The 13704-nt window shown below is 58.4% G+C and carries 12 protein-coding genes; 9 read left to right on the top strand and 3 right to left on the bottom strand.

Annotated features, from left to right (window positions below; all coding sequences use genetic code 11):
* Positions 1 to 641 precede the first annotated feature (641 nt).
* A complete protein-coding gene (locus GTO89_RS08010; RefSeq protein ID WP_161261545.1) occupies positions 642 to 1433 on the top strand; it encodes a protease inhibitor I42 family protein in 792 nt (263 codons plus the stop codon).
* A 110-nt stretch (positions 1434 to 1543) separates the two neighbouring features.
* Here the strand turns inward: GTO89_RS08010 and GTO89_RS08005 are convergent, their stop codons facing one another.
* From GTO89_RS08005 to GTO89_RS07995, 3 genes are read right to left on the bottom strand one after another with little or no spacing between them, the layout of a single operon-like run.
* Positions 1544 to 1969, bottom strand: a complete 426-nt coding sequence (locus GTO89_RS08005; RefSeq protein ID WP_161261544.1) for a sensor histidine kinase — start codon at positions 1967 to 1969, stop codon at positions 1544 to 1546.
* 60 nt (positions 1970 to 2029) lie between these two features.
* Complete coding sequence (locus GTO89_RS08000; RefSeq protein ID WP_161261543.1) at positions 2030 to 3670, bottom strand: histidine kinase dimerization/phospho-acceptor domain-containing protein; 1641 nt, start codon at positions 3668 to 3670, stop codon at positions 2030 to 2032.
* A complete protein-coding gene (locus GTO89_RS07995) occupies positions 3645 to 4349 on the bottom strand; it encodes a response regulator transcription factor (protein ID WP_161261542.1) in 705 nt (234 codons plus the stop codon). The genes GTO89_RS08000 and GTO89_RS07995 overlap by 26 nt, the downstream gene beginning before the upstream one ends.
* A 255-nt stretch (positions 4350 to 4604) precedes the next feature.
* On the opposite strand from GTO89_RS07995, the gene qhpC reads away from it, so the two are divergent.
* The 8 genes from qhpC to qhpE all read left to right on the top strand — a co-directional run bounded on the left by qhpC (position 4605) and on the right by qhpE (position 13591).
* Positions 4605 to 4916, top strand: coding sequence for a quinohemoprotein amine dehydrogenase subunit gamma (gene qhpC / locus GTO89_RS07990; RefSeq protein ID WP_161261541.1), 312 nt, complete (start codon positions 4605 to 4607; stop codon positions 4914 to 4916).
* A gap of 13 nt (positions 4917 to 4929) precedes the next feature.
* On the top strand, positions 4930 to 6534 hold the full coding sequence (peaA, locus tag GTO89_RS07985) for a quinohemoprotein amine dehydrogenase subunit alpha (RefSeq protein ID WP_161261540.1): 1605 nt from the start codon (positions 4930 to 4932) through the stop codon (positions 6532 to 6534).
* 12 nt (positions 6535 to 6546) lie between these two features.
* Positions 6547 to 7944 (top strand): radical SAM/SPASM domain-containing protein, encoded by a 1398-nt coding sequence (locus GTO89_RS07980; protein ID WP_161261539.1) that lies wholly within the window; start codon positions 6547 to 6549, stop codon positions 7942 to 7944.
* Positions 7945 to 8075: 131 nt separating this feature from the next.
* The gene (locus GTO89_RS07975; RefSeq protein WP_161261538.1) at positions 8076 to 9134 is read left to right on the top strand and encodes a YncE family protein; all 1059 of its coding nucleotides are present in this window, start codon (positions 8076 to 8078) and stop codon (positions 9132 to 9134) included.
* Between the two features lie 19 nt (positions 9135 to 9153).
* Entirely contained in the window at positions 9154 to 10143 is a 990-nt protein-coding gene (locus GTO89_RS07970) for a hypothetical protein (protein ID WP_161261537.1), read from the top strand.
* Between the two features lie 14 nt (positions 10144 to 10157).
* Positions 10158 to 11126 carry a U32 family peptidase gene (locus tag GTO89_RS07965; protein WP_161261536.1) on the top strand — a complete coding sequence of 323 codons (969 nt, stop codon included), beginning with the start codon at positions 10158 to 10160 and terminating at the stop codon, positions 11124 to 11126.
* Entirely contained in the window at positions 11062 to 12897 is a 1836-nt protein-coding gene (locus tag GTO89_RS07960) for an ABC transporter ATP-binding protein (RefSeq protein ID WP_161261535.1), read from the top strand. The genes GTO89_RS07965 and GTO89_RS07960 overlap by 65 nt, the downstream gene beginning before the upstream one ends.
* Positions 12887 to 13591, top strand: a complete 705-nt coding sequence (gene qhpE, locus GTO89_RS07955) for a subtilisin-like serine protease QhpE (protein WP_161261534.1) — start codon at positions 12887 to 12889, stop codon at positions 13589 to 13591. Before GTO89_RS07960 ends, qhpE begins: the two co-directional genes overlap by 11 nt.
* Positions 13592 to 13704: the final 113 nt, after the last annotated feature.

Raw genomic sequence — 13704 nt, 5'->3', positions numbered from 1 at the left:
AAATGTAATAATAACAAAGCATAAACTGTGTTTTCTTTTCATGAAAATCCTCCTCGTACGTTACTTTTGGGCTTTTTAATGGGATATAATGTTCGCTTTTTTGTCGAATTTTTTAAGTAACAATATCACTCCTTTCAAACATATAAGGTTGGCCCAATATAGTCTATTCATAAAGACCTAACGTGATGTCCATCAGTTGGGAGAATCTAATCACAGCACACCTGTTTAGAGCAACGGTTGATTATACATTTTGTTTGGCAAGTGAAAAATGTTAAAAAAATAGTTACCCAAAGTTCGTCGTTCGTGGTTTCATTCCCCAATGTGTCCGGGCGATTATAGACCTGTATATCTGAGGTTTTGCCAAGCATCGCTGACGGGGTATAGGGCTCCGCAAAGGGGATGGAGCGGAAATCCGGGTGTCGGTTTTTGTAGAGTTGGTACTCGATCCTCTCCGGGGAAAGGGTGTCTGACGTTTCGGCGTCAGCGTACTCGGTAGCCAATGCCGCGGCGATATCGGAAAGGGTGTAACGCTTCAGCTACTGGCACACGCTGCGGACGGTCAATTTAGTTGGAACCAAAACATAAAATGGCGCGTCAATTGTATTGAAAAGGGAGAAAAGTAAGAAAGGACAGAGATTGCTATGGTAAGAAAGATCGTGACTGTGTTTTCATCCATTGCCATATTACTAACATCATTATTGCCGACAGCTTGGGCTTCCAACGCTGTTATAGAAAGCAACTCAAGTATCAAGATCATTAATGAGAATTATGACGGGAAACAGGTAACGATTAAGCAAGGTGAAATTCTTGAGGTACAGCTGAATAGCAATGCCTCAACGGGCTATTCATGGAATTATGGGATCGAACCCGATTCGAACGTCCTTTCTGAAGTTGAACATCGGTATACCTCACTAACGAATCCAGCACAAACAAAACCGTTAATTGGTGCGGGAGGGCAAGAGTGCTGGCGCTTTATTCCCAGCAAAAGCGGTGTAACGAAACTAAAACTAAATTATATTCGACCTTGGGAAAGCGAGACTCCACCGGCCAGAACCTTTACCGTTGAAATCAATGCGGACGCACCTTCCAGTACGATTACAAAGGTGGTTGACGAGCGTTATGACGGGCAACAGGTGACGATTAAAAAAGGCGAAATTCTCAAAGTACAGTTGAATAGCAATGCGTCAACGGGTTACTCATGGAATTACGGCATTGAACCTGATTCTAACGTCCTATCTAAAGTTGGACATCGGTATACGTTGCTAACGAATCCAGCGCAAACGGAACCGCTCCTCGGTGCAGGCGGTCGGGAGTGGTGGTGGTTTGCTCCCAACAAAAGCGGTGTCACAAAACTAAAATTAAATTATTTACAACCTTGGGAGAGCGATGCTCCGCCAGCAAGAACGTTTACCGTCGAAGTGAAAGTTGATTGAGTTAGGAAAATCAAAGAAAAAGCAGCCCAAATTGATGGACTGCTTGTGGCGATTAAGTCTTTAGCGAGTCTGTTTCGGCAACAGGGTTGTAAAATCACAGGTTTGCTTCATCAGAGACCCTCCCCGTGCACCGGCAACACCACCCGGACCGTCGTCCCCTGATTCACCGCACTCTCCACAAGGATCTCCCCGCCATGACCGTCGATGATCTTCTTGACGATGCTCATGCCCAGGCCGCTGCCTCCGATGTGCCGGTCATGGGTGCGCGGTTCGCGGTAGAAGAGCGAGAAGATCTTCGGCACATTTTCCGGGGCGATGCCCATCCCCAGATCGCGGATGGAGACGACTACCGCACCCTCGACGGTGACGGCGTCCACATAGACCTGCACCGGCTTCTGACCGGGCGAGTACTTGACGGCGTTGTGCAGCAGGTTGCTGAAGGCGCGCTGGAGCTTCAGCGGATCGGCCCAGATCAGCGGCAGGTCAGGGGCGTAGTTCCGGTGGACCTGGATCGGTTCGGCAACCGTCTCATCCACCAGCAGCCCGATCGTCTCTTCCAGCAGGAAATCAACGGGCAGCAGCTCTTTTTGGAAGGCTTATGTTTGCAACTCCATGGTGGATAATTCAAATAGGTCATCGATCAACTGGGTGATCTGGCGCGTCTGGCGCTTCACCCGGTCGGTCAGATCGATCCGTTCCTCCTGCGTGAGATCATACTTCTCCAGGATCTGCAACCCGGCCTTCATCACCGTCAAGGGCGTCTTCAGGTCATGAGAGATCTGGGCGATCAGCTCAGTGCGCGACGCCTCGGTCTGTTTCAACTGCTGGTAGGTGGCCTGCAACTGCTGATTGGCCGCCTGGATCTCCTGGGTTCGCTCGAGGACGCGCTCCTCCAGGCGGGTCGCCCGGTTGTTGAGTTCGGTGATCAGCGAATGAATCGTCTCGTTCATCTGATTGAAGGTGGCTGTCAACTGGCCCAGTTCGTCCTTCGTGACGACGGGCACCGGCGCGATGCGCTTGCCCTGTGAACTCTCCCGGAACGCCTCCGTCAGCCGGCGCACCGGTTCGGTGACGGTTTTGGAGAACCGGTAGGAAAAAAAGACCAGGACGAGCGACACCACCGCCACATAAGCGAAAAAGGAATGGGAAAAGTCATGCAGCAGTCGGCTGATCTGCTCTGTCGAGTGGGCGATAAAGGGCTCGCGGATATCCTGTTCCGGGATCACGAAGTTCAAGAACCAGCCCGTATTCGCGATCGGCGCGTACATATGGTAGGCGGCGCCCTGAGACAAGGCGATCCGCTGAATCCCTTGCCGCTCTTCCAGCACCTGCCGCAGGCTGGCCGGCGGCAACGGTTCCGGCGTCTTTTCCTGCCCGGCGATCAGCCTGCCTTTGTCGTCGATGATGAAGGCGAAAGCGTTGGGCTCGGTGAACTGGAGCGATAAAATGTGCCGGGCGATATGGGCCATCGGGTAGTCGGCAGCGACCATCCCGGCGAACTGACCCGAGGGGAGGTAGACGGGGGCGGCCGCCGTGACGACCCGGTCCCAGTGGGACACATCGTCATAGGGAGGCGACCAGCGCAACTTCCGCTCCGGGTTATACGCCGGCGTCATAAACCGATAGAAGTCGTAATTCTCGAGACGAAGGTCGGCAGGAAGCTTGTGAATCGACACCTCGTAATCGATATCCATCGCTGGATAGGTGAGCCAGGCCGATTCGGGAAAACAGAAGTAGAAGCTGTCCACCAGGGGCTCGTTGTTGGCCGCCTGCGCCAATAAGGGCGAGAGCCGCTTGATGTTTCGCAGTCGACGATAAAAGGCGTCGCTGCGCGGCGCGCTGGCGCTGAGAAAGATGTTGGCCTCCTCAGGTCGCACCATGGGCTCCCAACGGTATCCAGCCGGCCGGTCGACAAGCGTCAGCGACGGCAGGCTGTCGGCGGCGGGGTTCTCGCTCAGGAGCGTGGCCGCCTGGGTTTGCAGCAACAGGAGATCGCTTTCCACATGGGCAAAGCCGGCGTTGATCGACGCCGATTCCTTGACGAGCAGGGCGTATTTTTGTTCGAGCACGTTTTCGACTGTCAAATCCAGTTGATAGGTCGTCAGTTTCTCGATGGCGTTATCGAATTGAAAGAGGCCGAAGCCCGTCAAGATGAGCAGCGGAATGATCGACAAGCCGATCGTGAAGGCCGCGATTTTAAAAAAGTAGGCATTACGAAAGGGCCGTATTGGCGGCAAACTTGTATCCCACCCCTCGGACCGTCAGGATGTACTTGGGGCTGAGCGGGTTCTCTTCGATCTTCTTGCGCAGGTTGGAGATATGGACGATGACGGTGCGGGTCTCACAAAACTCTTCGCCCCAAATGGTCTCGAAGAGCTGGCCCACCGTGAACACCTGTTGAGGATGGCGGCAGAAGAAGGCCAGCATCTCAAACTCCTTGGCCGTGAGGTAGATCTCCAGGCTGTTGCGGATGACGCGGTGGCCTTGCAAGTCGATGATGATATTGTCGAAGCGGATCTGCGGGTGTTCCGCTTGTTTCAGCCGTTGCTGGAACAGGCGATTGCGCCGCAGGTGAGCGCGGATGCGCGCCATCAGGACGTGGAGGTTGAAGGGCTTTTCAATATAATCATCGGCGCCGATGCTCAATCCCAGGATCTTGTCGCTGTCTTGATTCTTGCAGCTCATGAACACGATGGGAATCGGAGAGGAGAGGCGCAGTTGTTGGCACACCTCGGTTCCGCTGATGTCGGGCAGCATGATGTCCAGAAGGACCAACGAAAAAAGCTGTCGTTCCGCGATCGCCAACGCCTCCGCGCCGGAGCCGGCCAGGGTAAAGTCGATGCCTTCCTGCCGGAGCGCAATGGATAGCAGCCGTTGAATATGCGGATCGTCTTCGACAACAAGGATTCTATCCATTGTGACACCCCCCTTGATGTGCAAAAGGAGCCCGTAAACGTCGGTTTACGGGCTCCTTTGCTCGAATGCTTCTCTATTCATTATAAAGATGTTGCAACCATTGTGCAAGAAATCAGCCGGTGAGGAATCCATGACGGCACAAATATCAAGAAAACTTTATCTTCATTTTACTCTCCTTTGACCGCCTGTTGACGCCTCGTTGACCGGCGGCGTTTAGACTGGAGGTGACCTTAGAAAGCGAAGGGGAGAGAAAACATGAAGCATGTGCGTGTGCTCAACCAAAAACGCCTGCGAGTGGAGAAGTTGGGAACCGGCGAAGAACCGGTCGTCGAAGGTTTTCAATCACCGGCGGGATGCGCCACCGTCTTCGATCCCGGCTGGGAAGCCGATTCGACTGGCCTCGGCGTCGCCGGCCTCTGTCAACCGGTCGAGCGGGATCTGTACGGCTGTTACGCCGACTGCTGGTGGCCGGCGCAGGTTCCCGACGGCATGACCAACTTCCGTGACTGGCATCGGGCCTGTCCCGCCGCCCAACGGGATTGGCAGAAAATCACCGTCGCAGAGTAAGGAGTTGACGTTGTTGAAGCGTTCGAGCAAAGCCCTGATCCTGGGCATGGCGATCAGCGGGATCTTGTTTCTCTCCTATTCACCGGACAAACCGGCTAGCGCGGAAACGACCGTCTCCGGCGCTGAGTTGATCCAACAGAAGTGCGCCGCCTGCCACCAGCGGGACAAGGACGGCAAACTGGATCGAATCGACGCCATCCGCAAAACCCCCGAGGGCTGGGACAGCACGATCAAGCGCATGAAGCGCCTGTGGGGGCTGGCGATCAGCGATGAGGAAGCGCGGCGCGTCGTGAAAGAGCTAAGCGATACAAGAGGGCTGGCGCCGGAAGAGACGGCCATGGTCGAAGACTGGATCCTCGGGGAAAGCAACCGGAAAGAAACGGCGCCCAATGACAATGTGCGCGACACCTGCACCCGGTGCCATACGCTCGGTCGCATCGTCGCCGAGCGGCGCACCCCGGAAGAGTGGAAGAAACTGAAGGGATTCCACCTGGGCATCCTGCCCTCTCTGGTCCTCTCCCAGCGCGATATCGACTGGGTGAACACGTCTGACCAGGCGCTCAACGATCTGGCGAAAGCCTACCCCTATGACACGACCGAGTGGAAGAAGTGGTCTTCCCGGGAAAAGACTGGAACCCTGTCGGGAACATGGCGGGTCGTCGGTCACCAGACCGGCAAGGGCGATTATGAAGGGACGGTCGAATTCCTGCCTCAAGGCAATGATGAGTTCAAAGAAGTGAAAAAGGTCCGCTTCGCCGACGGCGCCGAGAGCGCCTGGGAAGGGACGGCGCGCATCTACACGGGTTACGCCGTTCGCGGCAGCTTGGCCGGCGGCAAGGAGAAAGCGACCCAGGAGCTGAACCTGGCCGCCGACGGCAAAAGCCTGACCGGTCAGTGGCGTTCGCTCTCCCAGGTTCAGGTGGGCGGCAAAGAGACGATGTTCAAAGAGGACGGCCAGCGCCGCATCGCCGCCGTCTACCCGAAAGCGCTGCCGGCGGGCGCGCAAGGCGCGGTGCTCACCCTCTTTGGAACCAACCTCAAGGATCTGACAGCCGGCGATATCGCCCGTGTTGCCGGCGGGCTCACCGTCACAGAGGTGACGGCGACGGACGAAGGCCGGGCGCAACTGAAGGTCAATGTCGGCAACGCCGTCGGCCTGTCGCCGTTGAGCGTTAAGCAAAACCGCAGCGATGTCACGCTGGGCATCTACCCTCAAGCTGATTACCTCAAGGTGACGCCTGACTTCGGCCTTTCGCGCATCGGCGGAACGACGGCGGCCAAACAGGCCCAGCAATTTGAAGCGACGGCCTTCAGCAACGGCGCCGACGGACAGGCGGGCACAGATGATGATATCGAGATCGGCCTCGCGCCGGCGACATGGGAACTCCAGGAGTATGCCAGCACCCCCGACGACGATGATGTGAAGTTCGTGGGGACGATCGACTCCTCGGGCCTGTTCACACCAGCCAACGATGGCCCGAACCCGCAGCGGACCCTGTCGACGAACAACGCCGGCAGCGTTACGGTGGTGGCCCACTACCAGAGGCCGGACGGCAAAACCCTGGACGGCAAGAGCCACCTGCTCGTGACCGTGCCGGTCTACCGAGGAATTCAATAGGCGGTGAATGGGATGACGACGATCAACGGGTTTCGATTCCGGCAGGCCGAACAAGAGTATCTCTTTTTGCCAGACGCCAATGCCATCGTCGAGATGGATGCCCTCTCGACAGCCCTTCTCGACCAATTCGAAGCGGCAGCCGGAAATGCCGAGGCGGCGCATAGGGCGTTGCAAGACCGCTTTGCTCCCGAGCCGCTTCAGGAAGCCTGGGAGGAGCTGCGACAAATCGGCGCGATCCCGTCGATCCGTCGCCGGACACCGCCGCTGCCCCCCGACCTGCCGCTGGAGACAGTCGTGTTGAACATCGCCCATGCCTGCAACCTGACCTGCCGCTACTGCTATGCCGAAGGCGGGAACTATGGCAAGCGCGACCGGATGATGGACAGCGAAACGGCAAAGGCTGCCGTCGATCTGCTGATGCGATCGAGCGCGGACAAAGACGTCACCATCACCTTCTTCGGCGGCGAGCCCCTGATGAACTTCCCTGTTGTCCGGGAGACGATCCGCTACGCCCTCGCCGCTGCGGAAAACGTGAATAAGCGCGTCGATTTTTCGTTGACGACGAACGCCACGCTGCTCGATGAGGAAAAAATCGAATTTCTGACACGACACCGAGTCGGCATCTCCGTCAGCATGGACGGTCCGCCCGAAGTCCACAACGCCAACCGCAAGCTCTCGAACGGGCAAGACTCCTACGGGCCGGTGCATGAAGGCGTCACCAGGCTGGTCGCCCGATCGACCAGACCGGTCGCCGCCCGGGTGACCATCACCCGCGATTTTGCCTCCATCCCCGCGATCTTCGACCACCTGCGCGCGCTGGGCTTTGCCGAGATCGGCATCGCGCCGGTTACCAGCGACGACCCGGCGCTGCGCCTGGACGAAGCAGATCTGGAACGCATGCTCGACGGGTTCCGGCTCCTGACAGAACGCTTCTGCGCCGAAGCTCAGGCGGGAAGGTATCTCGGCTTTTCCAACCTATCGAACCTGCTGGTCGACCTGTACCATGGCGATGTGCGCGCCCTGCCCTGTGGCGCGGGGCTCGGTTTTGTCGGCATCGATCCGGCCGGAGAGATTTATCTCTGCCACCGCTTCTCCGGCCAGGATGACTTCCAGTGGGGCCATGTGACGACCGGCATCGACCGGGAAAAGAGAGCCGCCTTTTATCAGTCTGTCCGGCAGGAACGGGACGACGACTGCGCCGGTTGTTTCCTGCGCAACATCTGCGCCGGCGGGTGCTACTACGAAGCGCTGACCCGCCAGGGCGACGCGCGCAGCGCCAACCGCCAATACTGCAACTGGCTGAAACAGTGGTACGAGATCGGCCTCGGCGCCTTCGTTCGCCTTCAACGGGAAGTCCCCGGATTTTTGGAAAAGTTAGCAAACCAGGGCAAGGCGAAAGCCTTGCAGTGAAGGGCATGAGAGGTTTTGATCGGCCAGCCAAGCCGTGATCAGCGAATGAACCTGCCCTAAGCCGGGCGAAGCGTTGATGGGTGAGTGAGGCGGTCATCACGAGGCCGTGAGAATCGATAGGGGGAAAGACATTGAATCGTTGGCTCAAATTCGCAACCGGCGTCTTCCTGTCCGGCGCATTGTGCATGCTGTCGGCATGCAATTCGACAGGGCCGAAAGAAACCATCTTCGTCGGCGGTCTGGACAAGATCATGGTTCTTGACGGCAACAATTACAACACAATCGGCGACATCGAGGTTCACGGCCCGGTCCAGGAGATGTACCCGTCGTCTGACGGCAAAAAGCTGTATGCCTCCACGAACGAACGCAGAGAGTTGGCCGTCATCGATACAAAGACGCGCAAGGTGGAAAAAACGATCTCCTTTCAAAACGGCGATACCTGGGGAAGCATCTTCGGTCTCACCGTGACGCCCGATGGGAAGCAGGTCATCGTGCAGATGTACCGGACCCAGCGCGCCCTGGCGGAATTAAAATCCTTGCCGCCCCAGGTTCTCGTCTTGAACAGCCAGGACTTATCGGTGATGAAAACCTACGAGGTCCCCTACGGCACCTGCAGCCTGGCCATGCCGGCGGAGGGAAAAGACGTGTTCATCTATGGGCGGGATGTCCTGCGGATGAACATCGAGACCGGGGAAATGAAAAAGGAAACGGCGCTGTTCAATCCGGCCCCCAATGAAAGCGTGACAAACGTGCTGCCGCAATGGCAGACCGATCGCGAGGCCGACAACTTCGGCACAGCGCCGGCCATCATCTCCAATCCTGAAAAACCGGATGACGCGAAGATGGGCGTGCTGACAGCGGATCTGAAGACCGGCGAGTTCAAGAAGATCGCCTTTGACGCGCCCATCGACGGATACTTCGGTTCGGTTGGGTCGAAAGACCACAAAAAAGTGTACATGATCGGCAACAACGTAGCCGCCTACGACCTGGAAACGAAAAAACTCATCAAATCCGTTCCCACGAAGCATGGCACCTGCTATTCGATCAACGTCAGCAATGACGGCAAGAAACTCTACCTCACCGGCGCTGGCAACACCTTTACCGTCGTCAACGCCGACACCTTCGAGGTGATCAAGGACACCGAACTGCCGACAGACACGATTCATTGTCGAGTGGTGATGGTGCCCTAGGAAGCAGGAGGGATGACTGATGGAGTGGGCCATCTATTGCAGCGATGCCAGTGAACTTTGGAAAGAGACGGCGCTGTTGGACAGTCCGTGGCTGGTGGACACGGCAGAAGCAAGGGAAGAATTGAAAATAGCGGAAACAGTGGATACAGCCGTCACAGCGGGTGATATGGCGGATACAGCCGATAGAGTGAGAACAGCGGAAAAAGTGAAATCGGCGGCAGCCGTTGAAAGCGGACTGGAGCGGTTCAAGCGGCTCTACTTTGGAACCGAATTTTGCCAGCGGAAACTGCCGAGTCTTTCGGCTTTATCGCAAGCGCTGAACTGGTGTAAAACGCAACAGATGGCAATGACATTGGTCACCCCCTATGTGTCTGACCTGGGCCTCGCCCAGGTCTCCTTACTATTGAAAGAATTTCGTCAACATCACCCGCAAGGGGAGGTTGTCGTCAACGACTGGGGTGTCTTTCGACTGGTCAGTGAATACAGGCTGACACCTGTCATCGGGCGGCTGCTGGTGAAAACCCTGCGAGACCCGCGGATGCCCGAGAGCGATGAGGAGATCCCCATCGAGCGCGGCTTTTTTGAACGGGTGCTGGCGCCCAAGGGAGTCGCGCGCGTGGAAACAGACCTGCCTGTGGGCAGCCAACGGCCGCAAGGCCAGCCACCACAGGATCACTCATCGAAGTTCCACGCATGGGGCGATGACGCATGGGGCGATGACCTGCACAGTTCGAAGGGGGTCTCGCGTCTTCCCTGGAAGGTGAGCCTCTATGCGCCCTTTTCCTATGTGACGACCGGCAGGGCCTGTCTCGCCGGTTCCCTGGGGGCTGCGACAGCTCAGCGATTTACCGCCCATACCCCCTGTAAAAAAGAGTGCCAAACCTACACGCTGCAGCTGGCGCCCGATCTGATCCAGGCGGGAAACACGGTGTTCTTCTGGCATACGTCGTTGCCGTTGGAACCGCCTGCCGGGGTGGATCGGATCGTCATCCAGGCCAAACCGGGTTGATTGGAGGGAACAGCATGAAATTGCTGGCTCCGTTGAGCAGGGTCGATGAAGTGGAGATGCTGATCGGTTCAGGCGCAGGAGAACTCTACTGCGGCCTCGTCCCTGAAGCGTGGACAGAAAAACAGGGGGGGTGGCTGAACCGGCGCAGCCCCCGCGCGAGCTTTACCTCCTGGTCTTCCCTGGCCGAAGCGGCGCACAAGGCAAAAAAGGCGGGCGTCCCTGTCTATCTGACGGTCAACGCCCCAAGCTATCAGGCGGCGCAGTGGCCCCTCCTCCTGGAGATGGCCGAAAGAGCCGTCGCCGACTGCGGTCTCGACGCCTTCATCGTCAGCGATCCCGGGCTGGTGTCGGTGTTGGCCGATCAGGGATACTGCGTCCATGTGAGCAGTGTCGCTGCGGTGCACAATGCTCAGGCCGCCTGCTTTTTCCGCGATCTGGGCGCAAAGCGGATCATCCTGCCGCGCAGCCTCTCGTTGATCGAGATCGAGGGGATCTGCGCCGCCGTCGGCGCGGATCTGGAAATCGAGGTGTTTTTGCTGAACGACGGCTGCGCCTATGAGGAGGGCCTTTGCCGCACCTCCCATATGCCCGGAGGGTTTTGCTCCACCGCCTGGGACTATGGCTTGATCGCCGACGATCCGATCGCGCCGGAAGTAAAAGAGCGGTGGCTGGCCAATCTGGCCGACTACCGCAAATGGATCTGGTATCTCAACAGCTGCGGCAATCAGGTGTCGGCGAAAGGGTTGCCCTTGGGGCCATGCGGCTTGTGCGCTCTGCCGGAACTGCAGCGGATCGGCGTTTCCTCCCTCAAAATCGTGGGAAGGGAAGCCTCCTTTTTGCGCAAGCTGGGCGCCGTCCAACTCGCCAAAGCCGTCCTGGACAAGGTCGGCGCCGTCGCGCCGGAAGAGGTGATGCGATATGCCCAACAACTCCGCGACACCCCCCAGTTTTGCGCCGATTCATACATGTGCTACTACCGGTGATACTGCCGGCAGTGGCGGCGGGCAAGCATCTGTTGCCACGCCCCTCGCCGCTGCCGTTGCCGTCGGCGGCGATGCTTCCGGAGCGCGGCTGCGCAACGGCCGTTGGCGCGCCCTGCGGCCCTATTTGCAGCGTCGCCGGTGGGCCTTGCTGGCGGTGGGCGCCCTTTCCCTGGCCTCGACCGGATTCGGGATGGCCTACCCGTACGTCACCAAGCTGCTCGTCGACGAGGTCCTGATCGGCCACAAGCCCTTGTTGAACCAACTCGTTGCCATCAGCCTGGCGCTCGTCATCGCCGGCTTCTTCTGCTCCTGGGCAAACAACCTCCTCTATAGCCGGGCGACGATGCAGGTTCTGGCGGACATGCGTGAGGATCTGTTCTGCCACATCCTGCGCCTGCCCATGCCGCTTCTCTACCGGCAAAAAACGGGGGAGCTGCTGACCCGCCTGAACATGGATATGGCCGAGGTGCAGGGCTTTGCCGTCGATTCCCTCTACTTTGTCATCACGAACGTGATCGCCCTCGTCTTCAACGTAGCGATGCTCTTTTGGCTCAACCCGCCCCTCGCCTGGCTGAGCCTCCTCCTGTTGCCCTTGCCGGCGCTGTCGGGGGCGCTCTTCCGGCGGACGGTGGGAGGATTGGCGAATCAGGTCCGGCAAGGCCAGGGGCGATTGGCCACGGTGTTGCTCGAATCGTTGCAGGGCATCAAGGTTATCAAAGGCCTGGCTGTCGAACCGACCGTTTCGGCGGCCTTCCGGCGGGACACGGACACTGTCAACAGGGTGAACCTGCAATTGTTGAATGTGTCCTTTCTCGCGGGGAACATACCGGGAACGGTCGTCGCTGTCGCTGGAGTCGCCGTGTACTGGTGGTGTGGCCGCGATGTGTTGCATAGCGCGATCTCTGTCGGCGATCTGATCGCCTTTTCATCCTATCTGGTGCGCGCCTTTTCGCCGATCCAAGGATTGACCGGCGTCTATATCAAGGGCGAGAAAGCGCGCGTGTCCTGGGAGCGAGTCAGCGAACTGTTGGATCAGCCGGCGGAACCGTCCTTGCCGGCGACGCTTCCCGAACCCCTGCGCGGCCAGATCGAATTCCGAAATGTGTCCTTCGCCTATCCCGATGTGTACTCGGAAAAACGGATCCTCTCCAGCCTGACCTTCACGCTGCCAGCCGGCGCTGTCTTGGCGATAGTCGGACCGAGCGGGATCGGCAAGACGACGATTCTGGACTTGCTCCTGAAACACCTGACGCCGACTGCCGGCGCCATTCGGCTCGACGGCATCCCCATCGCAGAGATCGACGCGGCCAGCCTGCGGCGAAACATCGCCTATGTGAGCCAGGACGTCTGGTTGATTCACGGCACGGTGGCGGAGAACCTGACCTTTGGACGCGCCTGCCCGATGGCTGAGGTCGAGGCGATGGCGAAGCTGGCGGACATCCACGACGTCATTTTGCAGTTGCCCCAGGGCTATGCGACGATCATCGGTGAAAAAGGGATGCAACTGTCGGCGGGGCAACGACAGCGCCTGGCGATCGCCCGGGCGCTTCTCCATCAGCCCAAGGTCATCGTTCTCGATGAGGCGACATCGGCCCTCGATAGGGATACCGAACAAGGCATCCTGGAAAATCTCCGACGTCGTTTTCCCGGTGTTACCTTGATCCTGGTCAGCCACCGCCCAGGCCTTGTGAGCCTGGCGGATCACTTTTTGGAACACACGAAGGGCCGTTGGCAATTCAGCGCGAGAGGGTGGACTGCCCATGCGGGATAGGCCGATCCGTGTTGGGATTATCGACAGCGGCGTCAATGAAGCGCACAGCCACGTGGGAAGGATCGCCGGCGGGGTGCGGATCGCCGTGGGCGTCGACGGCTGCCTGCAACCCCTGACCGACTACACCGACCGCTTGGGGCATGGAACCGCCATCGCCGGGATCATCCGGGCCAAGCTCCCGGCGGCGGAGCTCTATGCCATCAAGGTCTTTGATGATCACCTGCGCACCTTTCCCTCTGTCGTCGCCGCCGGGATCGGATGGGCCATCGATCATGACCTGGATCTGATCAATGTGAGCCTCGGCGTCGCCGATGAGCGGTACCGGTCGTTGTTTCAGGCGGCCTGTGACGCCGCCGAGGCCAAGGGAAGCCTGATTGTGGCCGCCCAATCGCCGCGCCAGGAAAGGTGCTGGCCCGCCTCTTTGGCCAATGTCTTCGGCGTCAAGGCGGGGGACTGTTCCGCCGATGAATGGCGTTATCATCCGGAGGATGTCGTTCCCCTCTCCGCCCACGGCTACCCGCGGCCGCTCGATGTGCGGCAACCGCGGCGCAACTTGCGAGGAAACAGCTTCGCCGCCGCCCATGTGACCGGTTTTATCGGCCAAATCCTGCAGAGGTGGCCGGAAGCGGATCGCGACTTTGTGATTCGGCGGTTGGCGATAGGCTCCTCGCGCGACAACGAAAGGCTCCGCTAAAAAACCCGCCGCCCCTTCTGTTCGAGGGTGCGACGGGTTTTCTGCGTTCATCCGTAAACCACTGAGGCATACGTCCCTAGGGAGGAAGCGTCAAATCTGCCCTCATAGAAAAG

It is taken from the genome of Heliomicrobium gestii, from assembly GCF_009877435.1.
GTDB lineage: Bacteria > Bacillota > Desulfitobacteriia > Heliobacteriales > Heliobacteriaceae > Heliomicrobium > Heliomicrobium gestii.
The sequence above is the reverse complement of the archived record's forward strand: the minus strand, read 5'-3'. Positions and strand labels throughout refer to the sequence as shown.